This is a genomic window from Cognatiluteimonas telluris (assembly GCF_011320095.1).
Classification (GTDB): Bacteria; Pseudomonadota; Gammaproteobacteria; order Xanthomonadales; family Xanthomonadaceae; genus Cognatiluteimonas; species Cognatiluteimonas telluris.
The window spans coordinates 56910-72800 of record NZ_JAANOY010000001.1 but is presented as its reverse complement, the minus strand read 5'-3'; the positions used below and the strand labels follow the sequence as shown (position 1 = coordinate 72800).

The window sequence follows — 15891 nt, the reverse complement described above, 5'->3', positions numbered from 1 at the left end:
AAACTCCATCTTGGACGACGCATGATGGGGAGCTGTTTTCGGATTTGCCCTGATTCAGGTCAAGTCAGGCGTGCCGCGGTGGCACCGGCGGGTGCGATGGCGTCATGCAGCGGGCACCTGTCGGCCCCGGCAGAGCGGGTTCCTCCGCGGGATTCTTCGGTACGTGCTGAACCGGGCCGGGCCTTCGGGACTGGGGAACTCGGGATGGCTGGGAGCGCGCGGCTGAAGCCGCTCCTGCGAGCAAGACTCAGTGGCGCAGGATCGGCGCCGCCAGTGCTTCGAGCTGGTCGCGCCGCACGAGTTCGAGCTCGCGGCGGTCGACCTTCAGCAGGCCGTCGTCCTGGAAGCGCTTGAGCACGCGGCTGACGGTTTCCGGCGCCAGACGCAGGTAGTTGGCGATGTCGGTGCGCGCCATGGTCAGCTGGAAGCGATCGGCCGAAAACCCGCGCGCGGCCAGCCGCCGCGACAGGCCGACCAGGAACGCGGCCATGCGCTGGTCGGCGGACCAGTCGCCGGCCAACAGAGCGGCATTGCCGATGTCCCGGCTGAGCAGGCGGAACAGGTGCTGCTGCAGTCCCGGCACGCGGGTGGCGAGCACCGAAATCTTGGGAAACGAGAACCGGCACAGCATCACCGTGTCTAGCGCCACCGCATTGCAGGGGTAGTGGGCCTCGTCGATGGCATTGAGGCCGATGACCTCGCCGGGCAGGTGGAAGCCCAGCACGTGCTCGTGCCCGTCGGCATCGATGACGTAGGTCTTGACGGTGCCGGCGCGGACCGCGGCGATCGCATCGAAGGGGTCGCCTTCACGGAACACATGGTCACCGGCATGCAACGGGCCGACGTGCTCGACCAGCACGTGCAGGTCCATCAATGCGCTCTTGTCCATGCCCTGCGACAGGCAGGCCTGCGAGAACGCGCAGGTGCTGCAGAAATGCAGCGCATCGCCGTCGTCGGCGAGCACGCGCTTGTCGACCCGCGGAAAGGCGGTGTCGCTCACGGCGCCGTCCACGCGGTCAGATCGCGCGCGAGAATCGCGGCGCGGCGCGGCTGGCGTCCACGGGCTGGTCGAGGTATCGGTCGAAGCACATGGCGATATTACGCAACAGCAGTCGCCCGCGTGTAGTGGCCAGGATGCGCCCTGGCTCCCGGCGCACCAGGCCGTCGTCGGCGAGGGGGCCGAGCCTTGCCAGCGAATCGGCGAAATAACTCTCGAAATCGATGGCATAGCGCCGTTCCAGCGCGGTGACGGGGATCTCGCCCTGGCACATCAGCTGCTGGATCAGGTCGGCGCGCAGCAGGTCGTCCTCGTCCAGCCGCATGCCGCGGAAGACCGGCAGGTGGCCCTGGTCGATGGCGATCTGCCAGCTGGGAAGGTCGCGCGGGTTCTGGCTGAAGCTGTCGCCGATGTGGCTGATCGCGCTCACGCCCAGGCCCACGAGGTCGCTGTCGGCGTGGGTGGTGTAACCCATGAAATTGCGATGCAGGCTGCCGCGTTCCTGCGCGCGCGCCAGTTCGTCGTCGGGCAGCGCGAAGTGGTCCATGCCGATGTACACATAGCCGGCATCGGTCAGCTTTTCGATCGCGCGCTGCAGCAGGGCCAGCTTGGTGTCGGCGCTGGGCAGGTCGGCGGCATCGATCTGGCGCTGGGCCTTGAACAGGTCCGGCAGGTGCGCGTAGCTGTAGACCGCAAGGCGCTCGGGGCGCATGTCGATGACGGTGTCCAGCGTGGCGGCGAAGCCTTCGACCGTCTGCTTGGGCAGGCCGTAGATGAGGTCGATGTTGACCGAGCGGAAACCGTGGGCATGGCAGGCCTCCACCACGGCGCGGGTTTCCTCCACGCTCTGGATGCGGTTGACGGCCGCCTGCACCACCGGGTTGAAGTCCTGCACGCCCAGGCTGGCGCGGTTGAAGCCGATGTCCGCCAGCGCGGCGATGCCGGCTGGATCGATGAAGCGGGGATCCAGCTCGATCGACAGGTCGCGCTCGGGCGAGGACGAGAAAGAAAAATGCCGGCGCAGGCAGTCCACGAGTTCCTGCAACTGCGCCGGGGAGAGGAAGTTGGGCGTGCCGCCGCCGAAGTGCAGCTGGATGACTTCGCGGTCGCGGTCGAACAGCTCGGCCGTCATCGCGATCTCGCGATACAGCCGCGCCAGGTACGGCTCGGAGCGGGTCAGGTCGCGGGTAATGATCCGGTTGCAGCCGCAGTAGAAGCACGGGCTCATGCAGAACGGCACGTGCACGTACAGCGACAGCCGGCGCGGGATCGGATCGCCGTTGCTCGCGCGAGCCGCATCGCGCAGCTGCACCTCGCCGAAGCCGGCCTGGAACTGCGGCGCGGTCGGGTAGGACGTGTAGCGCGGTCCCGGCCGGTCGTAGCGGCGGAGCAGGACGGGGTCGAAGGCGGCGGTGCTGAGCATGTGCCGCAGGTTAGGTGTGGCCTGGGAAGGGCGCCTTGATCCGGGTCAATCCGGTGCGACTTCGCACCAGCCGCTCGGCCGGCGTCCCGCCGCCCGGGTGCCGCGACGGACGTGCCGGCTGAACGTTGAAGCAATGGCGGATCACGACAAGCGAAGCTGTCACGGACCTGCGGGAAACGGCGTCAACGCAGGTCAATCATCCGCGGTGCATCGGGTCGGATCGCCTTACAGCCACTGCACCTTCTTCAGGTAGCGGTAGAGCATCACGCACACCACCAGCACGACCACCATCAGTGCGTAGTAGTCGTAACGCCCGTTGAGCTCGGGCATGTTGCGGAAATTCATGCCGTACCAGCTGGTGATCAGTGTCGGCGCCGCCAGCAGCCCAGCCCAGCCAGCGAGCTTCTTGACGATCTCGCCCTGGTTGATCGTCACCAGTGACAGGTTGATGCTCATCGCCGCGGTCAGCATCTCGCGCATGGTGTCGGTGGCTTCGTTGACGCGCAGCGCATGGTCGAGGACGTCGCGGAAGTAGGGCCGCACTTCCTTGGGCACCAGGTCGCCATGGACGCGGGTCAGCTGCGACAGGATGTCCTGCAGCGGCGCGACCGCGAGCCGCAACTGGGTCAGCTCGCGCTTGAGCTCGTAGAGCTTGACGATGGTCTCGCGGCGGTAGGTGTCGGCGAAGATGTCCTGCTCGAGCTTGTGCAGCTCGTCCTGGAATTCGGTCGAGATCGGCAGGTAGTGGTCGACGATGAAATCCACGATCGCATACAGGCCGTAGGACGGTCCCAGCGCCAGCAGTTCGGGCTCGCGCTCGACCCGCGCCCGAACCGGGGCGTAGGACAACGACGCGCCATGGCGCACGGTCACCAGGTAGCGCTGCCCGAGGAACGCATAGGTCTCGCCGAAGCGGATGTGGCCTTCGACCGCCTGCGCGGTATGCATGACCACGAACAGCGACTCGCCGTAGGACTCGATCTTCGGCCGCTGGTGCGCGCTCTGCGCATCCTCGATGGCGAGGTCGTGCAGGCCGAATTCCTCCTGCAGCTTGTCCAGCAGGGCATCGTCGGGTTCGAACATGCCGACCCAGACGAAACTGCCGTCGTCGACCGCCAGCACGTCGCTGATCTGGTCCAGGGTGATGTCCCTGCGCCTGCCCTGGCGATCGTAGGCGGCGCAGTTGATGACGGTGCAAGGCGCGGGGTGGGCGAGGTCGGTCATCCGCGCATCCTGCGCCGGCGTGCCGCGGGCGGCAAGATCGACGCCGGCGGCGTCTCCAGCGCGGGTCAGGCGCCCGCGTCAGGCCGTGCGCGCAGTGCCGCGAGCAACGCCAGGTGCAGTGGCAGCAGCAACGCGATCCAGTGCGTGTTGTCCTGCTCCGGGAACGGCAGCCAGCGCATGATCCACGCCGCCACCGCACAGCCGGCGACGATCCCCAGCCAGCGTCCGAACCACGCGCCCGGCGCGCGCCCGCGCACGATCCGCCATCCACCCGGCAGCAGCGCCAGGCACAGCGGATTGAACAGCAGCAGGTTCTGGTTGGCCCAGCCGGCGCGGTGCGCGGTGCCGAACCAGATGAAGACCATCAGCAACCCCAGCAGGCTGCACACGGTCCAGAACGGCAGCGCGATCGCCGCCAACACGCGCGGCGCGCGCCGTCCGACCGCCAACAGCACGATGCCCAGCGCCACGCCCCACAGCAGCCACGGCCACCACGGGCGCGCGGTTTCCGGGGGCTCGGGCGCGAGCCGGTGCGGGAGCAGTCGCGCTTCCGCGCGCACCAGCGGTTTGCCATCGCTGCCGGTCGCCTCGCGCAGGCTGTCGGCCAGGCGCATGGGCACGAAGGCTTCCTGCCACCGCGCCAATGGCACGTCGGCGAACGGCCCCAGCCCGATGTCGAAGCCCAGCCACATCAGCGGCGCCGGCGAGGCCAGGCGCACGGCTTCGCTGCGATAGGTGTTGCCGCGCGAACGCGCCGCCAGCTGGTCCTTGAGCCGGCCGCCGAGCGCGCGATCGAGCGCATCGCGCACCCGCGTGGCGCAGTTGTCGGTGAAGTAGTCGTAGTTGTAGCGCGCGTTCTGCGGCAGCGCGTTGATCGCCAGCGCGCTGGCCAGCGCATCGGCCTGTTGCGGCGTCATGTCCAGCCACTGGATCGACACCCCGCGCCCGACGTCGCGGTAGTACTGCAGGTCCTGGCGCATCGGCAGCGCGACCAGCTGGTAGCGCATCCGGCCGCGGATGAAGCGCGCGATGAAGTCCGGTTCGGAGGGATCGAAGAATCCGAAGTTGTACGAGATCGGCTCGCCCTTCGCCGGGTCGTCGACCACGATCGCGTCGTGGCCGAAGCGCTCCCAGAAGATCTCGCCCGGCTGCATCGTCATCACGCCGATGCGCGGCGCGGCCGATGCGCCGGCCGAACACAGGCACAGCAGCAGCGCCAGCAGCATGAAGGCCAGGGCACTGCCGCGCCGATCGCGCTGCGCGGCGGCCGCACGGCGCGCGCATGGCCGGATGGCCGCGACCCCGCGCGGTGACGTGGATCCCCGGGCCGTCCTGGGCAATGCGCAGGACGCCCGATCAGTGGTCCGCATGGATGCTCAGGTGCAGGGCATGCAGGCGCCGGGCATCGGCGCGCGCGACGCGGAAGCTGAAGCGGCCCAGCGTGAGCTCCTCGCCGGCCTCGGGCAGGTGTCCGATCGCGGCTGTCACCAGCCCGCCGATGGTGTCGTATTCGTCATCGTCGAAGTCGGCGCCGAAGCGCTCGTTGAAGTCGTCGATCGGCGTCAGCGCGTCGACCACGAACTGGCCGTCGGCCTGCGCGGCGATCATCTCCTCAGGGTTCTCGGCCTCGTCGTGCTCGTCGTCGATGTCGCCGACGATCTGCTCCAGCACGTCCTCGATGGTGACCAGGCCGGCGACGCCGCCGTATTCGTCGATCACGATCGCCATGTGGTTGCGCGACTGGCGGAACTCGCGCAGCAGCACGTTGAGCTTCTTCGACTCGGGGATCAGCACCGCCGGCCGCAGCAGCTCGCGCACGCTGCCCGGCCCGCCGTCGGCGACCACGCCGCGCAGCAGGTCCTTGGCCAGCAGGATGCCGAGGATCTCGTCGCGGTCCTCGCCGTGCACCGGGAAGCGCGAATGGCCGGACTCGACCACGTCCTTCAACAATTCCAGGAACGGTTCGTCGGCCGACAACGCGACCATCTGCGCGCGCGGGATCATGACGTCGCCGACGGTGAGGTCGGATACCGCGATCGCGCCCTCCATCATCCGCAGGGTGTCGGCGGCGATCAGGCCGTCGGACTGCGCATCGCGCAGCAGCTCGACCAGGTCCTCGCGGGTGGACGGCTCGCCGGAAAGCATCGAACCGATGCGGTCCAGCCAGGTCCGGCGTTCGGGGGGCTGCGTACTGTCGTCTTCAGCCATGTCGGGTGGAGGCGGCGCCAAAGGGGGTCCGTCAGTCTAACGCGTGGGGCCGTGGGCCCCGGTCGCGGAAGCGCGCCGAGGGCAACGGCGTGCCCGGGGCCGGACCGGTGGTATGGTCCGCCGCGGGCAAGCAAGCTGTTGTACCCACCAGGCCGCGCACGCGTCGCAGTCACGGCGGCGGCGCCGGTGCGTCCCCGGAGCGCCGCGGGGTGCCTGGGGAGACGGGCAAGGAGAAGCCGCGATGCCGTTGAAGGGATTCCGGGCCTGCGCCTGCGTGATCGTGCTGCTGGCCGGGGGTTGTGCCGCGCAGCCGGCGGTACCTGCCGCCGTGTCGTTGACCCGGGGTTCCGGCCTCGCGCCGCGCGACGACATCGACAACCTCGACGTGGCGATCGACGCCGCTGGCGACGTGCACGTCGTCTGGCGCGAGCGCAGCAACGCCCATGCCGACGGTCCGAAGCGCGAGCGGATCGTCTACCGGCGTGGCTCGGGCACGCCGCTGCGCTGGGCACCCGCCATCGTGGTCGCGCAGGGCGCCAGGGGATCCCAGCGTCCACGCATCGTCGTCGCGGGCGATGGCGTGCACATCGTGTCGGGTCCGCGCCTGCACCACTGGTCGCTGGCGGGAGCCGGCGCGCCGCCGCGCGACCTGGGCGACATGCTGGCCGTGGATGGTCCGCAGGCGGGCACGTTCGATCTGGTCGACAGCGGGAACGGCTTGCTGGTCCTCTTCGCCGTGCCGGGGCAGGGCGGGCACGCCGCGCTCGAGGCGATGCGCTGGACCGCGGCCGGCCCGCAGGCGCCGGTGCCGGTCGCCACCTTCCAGGATTCCAGCAGCGCGCGGCCGCAACTGCTCGGCCAGGGCGATCGATGGATCGCGCTGTGGGCGAACAACGCACTCGTCGAATTCCGCGACCCGCGGGACCACATGATGGCGATCGGCCTCCAGGCAGACCTGCGCATGGCGTCGACCCCGGACGGTGGCGCCACCTGGGACACCCGCTACGCGCCGCTCAAATCGGCGTCGGAGATCGCCGCCATCTCGGCCACTGGCGCTGCGGGCTCACCGACGGTGTTCGTCGCTTCCGGCGGGTTGTACGAAGGCCACCTGGACGGACGCGCGTGGACGGCGCCGATGTGGATCCCAGCGCACGAACCGGGTTTCTTCGTCGACGGCAGGGAGACTTCGGCGGTCGCCACTGTGCAGTGCGACGGACGCACGTTGGTGGCGTGGGTGGATGCGCGCAACCGCCACAGCGACCGGCGTCCATGGAATCCGCTCGGCGGCTTTCCCTGGGGCGATGACCCGGAATGGGACGACAACGACCTGTTCCTGGCTAGGGACCTGCCGCAGTCGGCAAGCGCGGCCGCCGCGCTGTCACCGCTTCGGCTGACAGCCGACCTGTCCATGACCACGGGGATCGCGATGGTCGCGCGTGACGGACAACTGCTCGTCTTCCGCAGCGGCAGGGCGCGCGTGCACAAGGCGCCTGACGACGCCGATGCGCCGCCCGAGGTGACGCAGTCGAGCATCCGCTGCCGATGATCAATCGCGTCCGGCCCAAGGCCGGCGGTCCGTGCCATGTACGGGCGAGCCTCCGCGACGGGTTGGTTCATGCCCGATAGGGATCGCCGATGCCCAACCCGGCGAGGATCTCGCGCTCGAGCTGCTCCATGCACTCGGCCTCGCGGGCGTGGGCGTGGTCCCAGCCGAGCAGGTGCAGCGTACCGTGCACGGTGAGGTGGGCGTAGTGGGCGGCGAGCGGCTTTTTCTGCTCGCGTGCCTCGCGCGCCACCACCGGTGCGCACAGCACCAGGTCGCCCAGCAGCGGCATGGTCACGCCCTTGGGCAGCTTGATGGCCTCGTCCAGCTCGGCCGGGAAGCTCAGCACGTTGGTCGCATGATCCTTGCCGCGGTAGTGGCGGTTGAGCGCGCGGCCTTCGCGGGTGCCGACGATGCGGACCGCGAGATCCGCTTCGCGGATGCGCCCATCGAGCGCGGCGGCGATCCATTTGCGGAAACTCACCGCCGCCGGCAAGCCCGCGCGCGGAACCGCGTAACCGACGGCGACGTCGAGCCGGACCGGACCGCGGGTCATCGCGTTTCCACCCGATGCGCCCAGGCCATGAAGAAGCCGAGGGTGCGCGAGCCGGCCGCGCGGATGTCGATCGGGCGCATGTCAGGCCGGCCCCGTCTGCGCATCCTGCGCGTCGCGCGCATCGTAGGCATTGACGATCCGCGCCACCAGCGCGTGCCGCACCACGTCGCGCGATTCGAAGAAGGTGAAGCTGATGCCGTCGACGCCACGCAGCACTTCGATCGCGTCCTTCAACCCGGATTTCTGGTGCTTGGGCAGGTCGATCTGGGTCATGTCGCCGGTGACCACCGCGGTCGACCCGAACCCGATCCGGGTCAGGAACATCTTCATCTGCTCGATCGAGGTGTTCTGCGCCTCGTCCAGGATCACGAACGCGTCGTTGAGCGTGCGCCCGCGCATGTAGGCCAGCGGCGCGATCTCGATGACGTTCTTTTCCAGCAGCTTGAGCACTTTCTCCACGCCCAGCATCTCGTACAGCGCGTCGTACAGCGGGCGAAGGTAGGGATCGACCTTCTGGCTCAGGTCCCCGGGCAGGAAGCCGAGCTTCTCGCCGGCCTCGACCGCTGGGCGCACCAGGATCAGCCGTTGCACGCGCGATTGGTTGAGCGCTTCGACCGCCATCGCGACCGCGAGGAAGGTCTTGCCGGTGCCGGCCGGGCCGACGCCGAAGTTGATGTCGTGGGTGGCGATCGCATGCAGGTATTTGGCCTGGTTGGCGCCGCGGCCGCGCACGGTGCCGCGCTTGACCTTGATCACCACGTCCTGCGGCGAGATGTCGTCCGCCGGCGGGTGGGTCGCTTCGGCTTCGGCCAGCCGCAGGTGGATGGCCGGGGAGCTCAGCAGTTCCGCCCCGGCATCGTCCCAGAGCTGGCGCAGCAACTTCTCGGTGCGCGCCACCGAGGCATCGTCGCCGCTGATGCGGAAGATGTTGCCGCGGTTGGCGATCTCCACGCCGTTGCGCAGTTCCAGCAGGCGCAGGTGCGCGTCGAACGGACCGGTGAGGTTGGCCAGGCGCTCGGCGTCATCGGGATCGAGCGCGAATTCCGAGGCGATGGTGGGGACGGAGCTCGGGGGCATCGGGGGCTGTCGTGCGGCGGCGCTGGCGCCGCGTGGGGCCGCAGCTTGCGCCGGTGGTGGAATTTTCGCAAAGTCGGTGCGGGCTGGCCGGGGAAGCGGCAATGCGAACCGTGGGATCGCTAGTGTGGCCGACGGTGATGATGCCGGCATCAAGGTCGCAGGGCTCCGGGCGCGGACACGGCCGCCCGATGCGGGATTGCGCACGCGCGTTGATGGTGTCGCTGCTGGCCCTGGCGATGGTCGCCTGCCATCGCGCGCCGCCACGGGCGCTCGGCACGCTGGAATACGACCGCATCGCGCTGCCGTCGCCGGCCGCCGAGCGCATCGTCGCCATCGACGTGCGCGAGGGCGAGCGCGTCCATGCCGGCCAGGTGCTGCTGCGACTGGAAACCGATCGCATGCAATCGCAGCTCGAAGCCGCGCGCGCGCAGTCGCGGCAACAGGCCGCCGCGGTGGCCGAGCTGCGCGCAGGTCCCCGCCAGGAAGCGATCGCGCAGGCGCGTGCGCAGCTTTCCGCGGCCCAGGCCCAGGCACGCGATGCGCGTGCGTATTACGCGCGGCTGCAGCCGCTGGGTCGCCGCCAGCTCGTCGCCGCCGCCGATGTCGACCGGGCGCGCGCCGCGGCCGGGAACGCCGACGCCCAGGTTCGCGCCGCGACCGCCGCGCTGGCCGAGCTCGAACACGGCACGCGCAGCGAGGAGCTGGCGCAGGGCGAGGCGGCTTTCGCTGCCACGCAGGCGCAGGCGGCGGTGCAGGCGGTGACGCTGGGCAAGCTCGAGGTCAAGGCGCCGCGCGACGGACAGGTCGACAGCCTGCCGTACCGGCTCGGCGACCAGGCGCCGGTCGGTGCGCCGCTGGCGCTGCTGCTGGTGGGCGACGCGCCCTACGCGCGCATCTATATCCCCGAGCAGCAACGCGCCGGCGTGCACGTGGGCGATCGCGTGCGCGTGCATGTCGAGGGGCGCGCGCAGGTCCTCACTGGTCGCGTGCGCATGCTGCGCAGCGAACCCAGCTTCACCCCGTACTACGCCCTGAGTGGCGAGGACGCGGCGCGCCTGAGTTACCTGGCCGAAGTCGCACTGGACGCGGATGCCGCGCGGCTGCCGCCAGGCTTGCCGGTGCAGGTCGATCTCGCCGGTGCGACGGCCGACCGATGACGACGGGATGACTTCGGACGAGAGCGGCGACATCGCCATCCGCGCGCGCGGGATGACCCGGCGCTTCGGTGCGCTGGTGGCCGTCGACCATGTCGATCTCACCGTGTACAAGGCGCGGGTGCACGGCTTCCTCGGCCCGAACGGCTCGGGCAAGTCGACCTCGATCCGCATGCTGTGCGGCCTGCTGACGCCGACGGCCGGCGACATCGACGTGCTGGGCCTGCGCATCCCCGAACAGGCCGACGCACTGCGCCGGCGCGTGGGCTACATGACCCAGAAGTTCTCGCTGTTCGACGACCTGAGCGTGCGCGAGAACCTCGAGTTCCTCGCCGCGATCCAGGATTTGCCACGCGCCGCGGCGCGCCAGCGCGTGGACGAACTGGTCGACGAATACAACTTCGGCGACCGCCAGGCGCAGCTGGCCGGAACGCTCAGCGGTGGGCAGAAACAACGGCTCGCGCTCGCCGGCGCGGTGATCCACCGGCCCGAACTGCTGTTCCTGGACGAGCCGACCAGCGCGGTGGATCCCGAGTCGCGCCGGGATTTCTGGGAGAAACTATTCGAGCTGGTCGACGCCGGCACCACGATCCTGGTCTCGACGCACTTGATGGACGAAGCCGAACGTTGCCACCGGCTGTCGATCCTCGACCACGGCCGGCTGGTCGCCGACGGCACGCCCGATGCGTTGTCCGCGCAGTTGCAAGGCCGCACCGTGCTGGTGCACGCGCGCCAGCCGCGGCGCGCGCACCAGGCGCTGCTCTCGGTGCCCGGAGTGCTCAGCGTGGCGCAGGTCGGCAATGCCTTGCGCGTGCTGTCCGAGCCGGCGACGGCGGGCGTGGATCGGCTGCGCGAAGCGCTGCGCAACGCTGGCGTCGAGGCCGGGGTCGAATCCGTCGCGCCCAACCTGGAGGATGTCTTCGTCGCGGCCACGCAGCGCCGAGCGGCCTGCGGCAACGACGGAAACGCACGTCGCTCGGAGGACGGATGAAAGCACGCCGGCTGATGGCGATCGTGGTCAAGGAACTGCGCCAGCTGCGCCGCGACCGCATCACGCTGGCGATGATCATCGGCATCCCGGTGCTGCAGCTGGTGCTGTTCGGCTATGCGATCAACCTCAACCTGCGCGGGCTGTCGGCCGCGATCGCCGACCAGGCGGGGACGGCCGGATCGCGCGCGCTGGTGATGGACATGCTCGCCACCGGTGTCATCCGGCCGGTGGCGAAGGCCGATACACCGCAGGAACTGATGACGCTGCTGCGGCGGGGGAAGATCAGCATCGGCGTCGTGATTCCGCCGGACTTCGAGCGTCGTCGCCTCGACGGTCGTGAAGCGGTGCAGGTGCTGGTCGACGGCAGCGACACCGTGGTGCAGGGCGCGGCGATGCAACTGGCGCAGGTGCCACTGGACGCGTCGTCGTCGGCCGCGGCGACAGCGCTTGCGCAACAGCGCCTGGGTCCGGACCAGGCGGTACCGGGGCAGATCCGCGTGGTCGCCTTCTACAACCCCGAGCGGCGCTCGGCGATCAACATCGTCCCCGGGCTGATCGGCGTGATCCTGACCATGACCATGGTGTTGTTCACCGGTGTCGCCATCGTGCGCGAGCGCGAGCGCGGCAACATGGAGTTGCTGATCGCAACGCCAGTGACGCGCAGCGAGCTGATGCTGGGCAAGGTGCTGCCTTATGCGGCGATCGGCCTGCTGCAGACGACCGTGGTGCTCGCACTCGGGGTGTGGCTGTTCCAGGTGCCGGTACGCGGCGGGGTGCTCGATGTCTACATTGCCGCGGTGCTGCTGATCCTCGCCAACCTGACGCTCGGGCTGCTGATCTCCACGCGCGCGCAGTCGCAGTTCCAGGCGATGCAGATGACGTTCTTCGTCTTCCTGCCGTCGATCCTGCTGTCGGGTTTCATGTTTCCGTTCGCCGGCATGCCGGTGGCGGTGCGCTGGCTGGCCGAGCTCCTGCCGCTGACCCATTTCCTGCGCATCATCCGCGGCGTGATGCTGCGCGGCGCGGGCTTGTTCGAACTATGGCCGGAGGTGCTGGCGCTGGTGGCCTTCACCGCGGTGATGATGACGCTGGCGATCCTGCGCTTCCGCAAGCGCCTGGATTGAAAAACCACCCGTAGGAGCGGCTTCAGCCGCGAGCTTTCCCGCATCGCGACAAGAAGTGCCAGGAGCTCGAAATGCCAAGAGCTCGCGGCTGAAGCCGTTCCTACCGGGGCACCGCTGCTGGCGGAGGGCGCTCCAGCAAGCCCTAGGCGGCAACGACCCGTCCGCGCAGCGAATTGGCCATTGCCTCGGTGATCACCACGTCCACGAACTGCCCGACCAGCCGCGCTGGCCCGGCGAAATTCACCGAGCGCATGTTCTCGGTCTTGCCGGTGAGCTCGTTGGGATCCTTGCGCGACGGGCCTTCGACCAGCACCCGCTGCACGCTGCCGACCATCGCTTGCGAAATCGTCGCCGCGAGGGCGGTGATGTGCGCCTGCAGGCGTTCCAGCCGCGCATGCTTGACGGCGTCCGGCGTGTCGTCGGGGAGGTCGGCCGCCGGCGTGCCGGGCCGGCGCGAATAGATGAAGGAGAACGACTGGTCGAAGCCGACGTCCTCGATCAGCTTCATTGTCTTGTCGAAGTCGGCATCGGTCTCGCCCGGGAAGCCGACGATGAAGTCCGACGAAATCGAGATGTCCGGCCGCACCGCGCGCAGCTTGCGGATCTTCTGCTTGAACTCCAGCGCGGTGTAGCCGCGCTTCATCGCCGACAGCACGCGGTCGCTGCCGGACTGCACCGGCAGGTGCAGGTAGTTGGCCAGTTGCGGCACGTCGCGGTAGGCCTCGACCAGCGCATCGGAAAACTCCAGCGGATGCGAGGTGGTGAAGCGGATGCGGTCGATGCCCTCGATGCGGGCGATGGCGCGGATCAGCAGTGCCAGGTCCGCGACATCGGCTTCGCCATCCCGGTCGCCATCGACGGGCGCGATCGGGCCGCGATAGGCGTTGACGTTCTGCCCCAGCAGGTTGACCTCGCGCACGCCCTGCGCGGCGAGCTGGGCGACCTCGACCAGCACGTCCTCAAAGGGCCGGCTGACCTCCTCGCCGCGCGTGTAGGGCACCACGCAGAACGAGCAGTACTTCGAGCAGCCTTCCATGATCGAGACGAAGGCGCTGGGACCATCGGCGCGCGGCTCGGGCAGGCGGTCGAACTTCTCGATCTCGGGGAAGCTGATGTCGACCTGCGGCTGGCCGCTGTCGCGACGGGCGCGGATCAGTTCCGGCAGCCGGTGCAGGGTCTGCGGGCCGAACACCAGGTCGACGTAAGGCGCGCGCTTGACGATCGCGGCCCCTTCCTGCGAAGCGACGCAGCCGCCGACGCCGATCAACACCGGTTTGCCTCCCTGCTTGAGCGCGCGCCAGCGGCCGAGCTGGCTAAAGACCTTCTCCTGGGCTTTTTCGCGGATCGAGCAGGTATTGACCAGGATCACGTCGGCTTCCTCGACGTTTTCGGTCAATTCCAGCCCATCGGAGGCGGCCAGCACATCGGCCATCCGCGACGAGTCGTACTCGTTCATCTGGCAGCCGTGGGTACGGATGAAGAGCTTCCCGCGCGGGGCGGGGCCGGCGTCGGCGGCCGGCTCCAGGCCGGGCGGGGTGTCGAAGGTGTCCATGCGCGTGTGGCTCCGGGAGGGCGGAGCTGATTCCGCGCCGGTGGCGGGAGTGTAATTCACCTCGCCAAACGGCGGCCCGCCGTGGCCCCCGTTCATATAAATCAAGCACTTGTCAAGCCAATTCCATGACGGTACCGTCACGTCCATGAAAGGGGCCCGGGGAATTCTGGCGATGCTCATCCTGCTGGCAGCGGCTCCCGCCGTGGCCGGCACGGTGTATCGCTGCAATGGCGCCGACGGCGTGCGCAACTATTCCAGCAAGCGCATCGCCGGCGCCGGCTGCGTGGCGGTGAGCAGCTACCGCGCCAGTCGCAACCGCGCGGTCGCGCCTTCCACCCGGCCTGCCACAACGCCTGCGGGCGCCGCCGTCGGCAGCGCCATCCCGGCCAACCTGGTGCAGGGATCGCCGGCTGCGTTGCCGGCGCCCGCGGTCTCGGCGCCCGTCTCGATGCCGTATCGCGCGCCGCACCTGGTGCAGGGGCAGGTCTATTCCTACATCCAGGATGGCGTGCGCCACTACACCAGCCGCGCGCCCAAGGGTGGGGCGGGCGTCAGCGCGATGCGGACCATCCGCTACAGCTTCATGGAAACCTGCTACGCCTGCGGGGCCAAGCCGGGGCTGAACTTCAACACCCTGCGCCTCAACACCAGCGCCTACCAGGCCGAGATCAGCGCCGCGTCGCGCGATTACGGCGTGGACGAGGCGATCGTGCGCGCGATCATCCATGCCGAATCCGCCTTCAACCCGACCGCGCTGTCGCGGGTCGGCGCGCAGGGGCTGATGCAGCTGATGCCGGCGACGGCACGGCGGTTCGGCGTCTCCAATGCGTTCGACGCCGGGCAGAACATCCGCGGTGGGGTGCAGTACCTGGCTTTCCTGCTCAAGCGCTTCAACGGCAACCTCAGCCTGGTCGCCGCCGGTTACAACGCCGGCGAAGGCGCGGTGGACAAGTACAAGGGTGTGCCGCCCTACAGCGAGACCCAGCGCTACGTGCAGCGGGTGAACCTGCTGGCGCAGCGCTACCGCGGCGGTTTCGCCTCGCGCTGAGCAGGCCCCTGGCGCCAGTCGTAGCCCGGGTAAGCGAAGCGCACCCGGGACGCATGGAATCCCGTGGAATCCCGTTCACTCCCGGGTGCGGCCTTTGGCCTTACCCGGGCCACGGCGTCCGGACATGCCGCGTGTCGCGTAGCCCGGGTAAGCGAAGCGCACCCGGGGCCGCTTCGCATCCGCGCGAGCAATGGCGCCCCCAACGGCCCACCGGACGCCACGGCCGGGGCGCGGGCGCGCAAACATTGTCGGCCGATTCAGCGTTCCGTTACACTTCCCCGTCTTTGCGGCGCTGGCCGCCTGCGCACTGCGCGGGGCCGGTGAACAGTCGAATAGCGGTCTTTGCGGAGTGCCTGATGGGCAGTGATGCGGTCGATGATCATCTGGAAAACCAGGGCCGGCGCCGGTTCCTGACCGCCACCACGGCGGTGGTGGGCGCGGTCGGGGTCGGATTCGTGGCGGTTCCCTTCATCAAGTCGTGGAATCCGAGCGCCAAGGCCAAGCTGGCCGGCGCGCCGGTCACGGCCGACATCAGCGCCCTGGCCGAAGGCCAGCGCCTGGTGTTCGAGTGGCGCGGGCAGCCGATCTGGATCGTCAAGCGCACCAAGCAGATCCTCGACCTGCTGCCGAGCCTGGATCCGCGCCTGCGCGATCCCAAGTCGGCAAATGCCGACCAGCAGCCCGACTACGTCCTCAAGGGCGACTACCACTTCCGCTCGATCAAGCCGCAGATTTCCGTGCTGGTCGGCATCTGCACCCACCTGGGCTGCGCGCCGGAAATGGTCGCCGAGATCAAGCCCGAGCCATTCGATCCGGACTGGAAGGGCGGCTATTTCTGCCCCTGCCACAAGTCGCGCTACGACATGTCCGGGCGCGTGTTCGACGGCGTCCCCGCGCCGTTCAACCTGCTGGTGCCGCCGCATCACTACGCCGACGACAACACGATCGTGATCGGCGTGGATCCGGGCGCCGCCAAGACGGGAGCCGCATAAGC

General features: G+C 69.2%; 14 protein-coding genes. 6 read left to right on the top strand and 8 right to left on the bottom strand.

The window, feature by feature from the left end; all coding sequences use genetic code 11:
• Nucleotides 1-247: 247 nt before the first annotated feature.
• The 5 genes from G7B67_RS00315 to G7B67_RS00295 all read right to left on the bottom strand — a co-directional run bounded on the left by G7B67_RS00315 (nucleotide 248) and on the right by G7B67_RS00295 (nucleotide 5852).
• On the bottom strand, nucleotides 248-1000 hold the full coding sequence (locus tag G7B67_RS00315; RefSeq protein WP_243412184.1) for a helix-turn-helix domain-containing protein: 753 nt from the start codon (nucleotides 998-1000) through the stop codon (nucleotides 248-250).
• Nucleotides 1001-1016: 16 nt separating this feature from the next.
• Nucleotides 1017-2420, bottom strand: a complete 1404-nt coding sequence (gene hemN, locus G7B67_RS00310; protein WP_166206063.1) for an oxygen-independent coproporphyrinogen III oxidase — start codon at nucleotides 2418-2420, stop codon at nucleotides 1017-1019.
• A 225-nt stretch (nucleotides 2421-2645) separates the two neighbouring features.
• The gene (gene corA / locus G7B67_RS00305; protein WP_166206060.1) at nucleotides 2646-3644 is read right to left on the bottom strand and encodes a magnesium/cobalt transporter CorA; all 999 of its coding nucleotides are present in this window, start codon (nucleotides 3642-3644) and stop codon (nucleotides 2646-2648) included.
• Between the two features lie 65 nt (nucleotides 3645-3709).
• Complete coding sequence (locus tag G7B67_RS00300) at nucleotides 3710-4870, bottom strand: lipoprotein N-acyltransferase Lnb domain-containing protein (RefSeq protein WP_166206057.1); 1161 nt, start codon at nucleotides 4868-4870, stop codon at nucleotides 3710-3712.
• A 130-nt stretch (nucleotides 4871-5000) separates the two neighbouring features.
• Entirely contained in the window at nucleotides 5001-5852 is an 852-nt protein-coding gene (locus G7B67_RS00295; RefSeq protein WP_166206054.1) for a CorC family transporter, read from the bottom strand.
• 241 nt (nucleotides 5853-6093) lie between these two features.
• On the opposite strand from G7B67_RS00295, the gene G7B67_RS00290 reads away from it, so the two are divergent.
• Nucleotides 6094-7398, top strand: coding sequence for a hypothetical protein (locus tag G7B67_RS00290; RefSeq protein ID WP_166206036.1), 1305 nt, complete (start codon nucleotides 6094-6096; stop codon nucleotides 7396-7398).
• A 67-nt stretch (nucleotides 7399-7465) separates the two neighbouring features.
• Here G7B67_RS00290 and ybeY read toward each other — a convergent pair whose 3' ends face one another.
• Nucleotides 7466-7951, bottom strand: a complete 486-nt coding sequence (ybeY, locus tag G7B67_RS00285) for an rRNA maturation RNase YbeY (protein ID WP_166206033.1) — start codon at nucleotides 7949-7951, stop codon at nucleotides 7466-7468.
• An 81-nt stretch (nucleotides 7952-8032) separates the two neighbouring features.
• Nucleotides 8033-9028 (bottom strand): PhoH family protein, encoded by a 996-nt coding sequence (locus G7B67_RS00280; RefSeq protein WP_166206030.1) that lies wholly within the window; start codon nucleotides 9026-9028, stop codon nucleotides 8033-8035.
• Between the two features lie 188 nt (nucleotides 9029-9216).
• Between G7B67_RS00280 and G7B67_RS00275 the strand changes: the two genes are divergently transcribed.
• Genes G7B67_RS00275 through G7B67_RS00265 form a run of 3 tightly spaced genes read left to right on the top strand, consistent with a single transcriptional unit; the run spans nucleotide 9217 to nucleotide 12297 of the window.
• Complete coding sequence (locus tag G7B67_RS00275; protein WP_166206027.1) at nucleotides 9217-10185, top strand: HlyD family secretion protein; 969 nt, start codon at nucleotides 9217-9219, stop codon at nucleotides 10183-10185.
• Between the two features lie 37 nt (nucleotides 10186-10222).
• A complete protein-coding gene (locus G7B67_RS00270; protein ID WP_166206816.1) occupies nucleotides 10223-11173 on the top strand; it encodes an ABC transporter ATP-binding protein in 951 nt (316 codons plus the stop codon).
• Nucleotides 11170-12297 (top strand): ABC transporter permease, encoded by a 1128-nt coding sequence (locus G7B67_RS00265; protein ID WP_166206024.1) that lies wholly within the window; start codon nucleotides 11170-11172, stop codon nucleotides 12295-12297. The genes G7B67_RS00270 and G7B67_RS00265 overlap by 4 nt, the downstream gene beginning before the upstream one ends.
• 142 nt (nucleotides 12298-12439) lie before the next feature.
• On the opposite strand, the gene miaB is transcribed toward G7B67_RS00265, so the two are convergent.
• Nucleotides 12440-13849 carry a tRNA (N6-isopentenyl adenosine(37)-C2)-methylthiotransferase MiaB gene (miaB, locus tag G7B67_RS00260; RefSeq protein WP_166206021.1) on the bottom strand — a complete coding sequence of 470 codons (1410 nt, stop codon included), beginning with the start codon at nucleotides 13847-13849 and terminating at the stop codon, nucleotides 12440-12442.
• A 145-nt stretch (nucleotides 13850-13994) separates the two neighbouring features.
• Here miaB and G7B67_RS00255 point away from each other — a divergent pair, with 145 nt between their 5' ends.
• On the top strand, nucleotides 13995-14897 hold the full coding sequence (locus G7B67_RS00255) for a lytic transglycosylase domain-containing protein (protein WP_166206018.1): 903 nt from the start codon (nucleotides 13995-13997) through the stop codon (nucleotides 14895-14897).
• Between the two features lie 356 nt (nucleotides 14898-15253).
• Nucleotides 15254-15889, top strand: a complete 636-nt coding sequence (petA, locus tag G7B67_RS00250; protein WP_166206015.1) for a ubiquinol-cytochrome c reductase iron-sulfur subunit — start codon at nucleotides 15254-15256, stop codon at nucleotides 15887-15889.
• The last annotated feature ends 2 nt before the right edge of the window (nucleotides 15890-15891 follow it).

Coding starts and splice junctions, on each gene's coding strand:
- G7B67_RS00255 (WP_166206018.1), top strand. CDS start 13,995: ATGAAAGGGGCCCGGGGAATTCTGGCGATGCTCATCCTGCTGGCAGCG.
- G7B67_RS00280 (WP_166206030.1), bottom strand. CDS start 9,028: ATGCCCCCGAGCTCCGTCCCCACCATCGCCTCGGAATTCGCGCTCGAT.
- G7B67_RS00295 (WP_166206054.1), bottom strand. CDS start 5,852: ATGGCTGAAGACGACAGTACGCAGCCCCCCGAACGCCGGACCTGGCTG.
- G7B67_RS00290 (WP_166206036.1), top strand. CDS start 6,094: ATGCCGTTGAAGGGATTCCGGGCCTGCGCCTGCGTGATCGTGCTGCTG.
- miaB (WP_166206021.1), bottom strand. CDS start 13,849: ATGGACACCTTCGACACCCCGCCCGGCCTGGAGCCGGCCGCCGACGCC.
- corA (WP_166206060.1), bottom strand. CDS start 3,644: ATGACCGACCTCGCCCACCCCGCGCCTTGCACCGTCATCAACTGCGCC.
- ybeY (WP_166206033.1), bottom strand. CDS start 7,951: ATGACCCGCGGTCCGGTCCGGCTCGACGTCGCCGTCGGTTACGCGGTT.
- hemN (WP_166206063.1), bottom strand. CDS start 2,420: ATGCTCAGCACCGCCGCCTTCGACCCCGTCCTGCTCCGCCGCTACGAC.
- G7B67_RS00275 (WP_166206027.1), top strand. CDS start 9,217: ATGCGGGATTGCGCACGCGCGTTGATGGTGTCGCTGCTGGCCCTGGCG.
- G7B67_RS00300 (WP_166206057.1), bottom strand. CDS start 4,870: ATGCTGCTGGCGCTGCTGCTGTGCCTGTGTTCGGCCGGCGCATCGGCC.
- G7B67_RS00265 (WP_166206024.1), top strand. CDS start 11,170: ATGAAAGCACGCCGGCTGATGGCGATCGTGGTCAAGGAACTGCGCCAG.
- petA (WP_166206015.1), top strand. CDS start 15,254: ATGGGCAGTGATGCGGTCGATGATCATCTGGAAAACCAGGGCCGGCGC.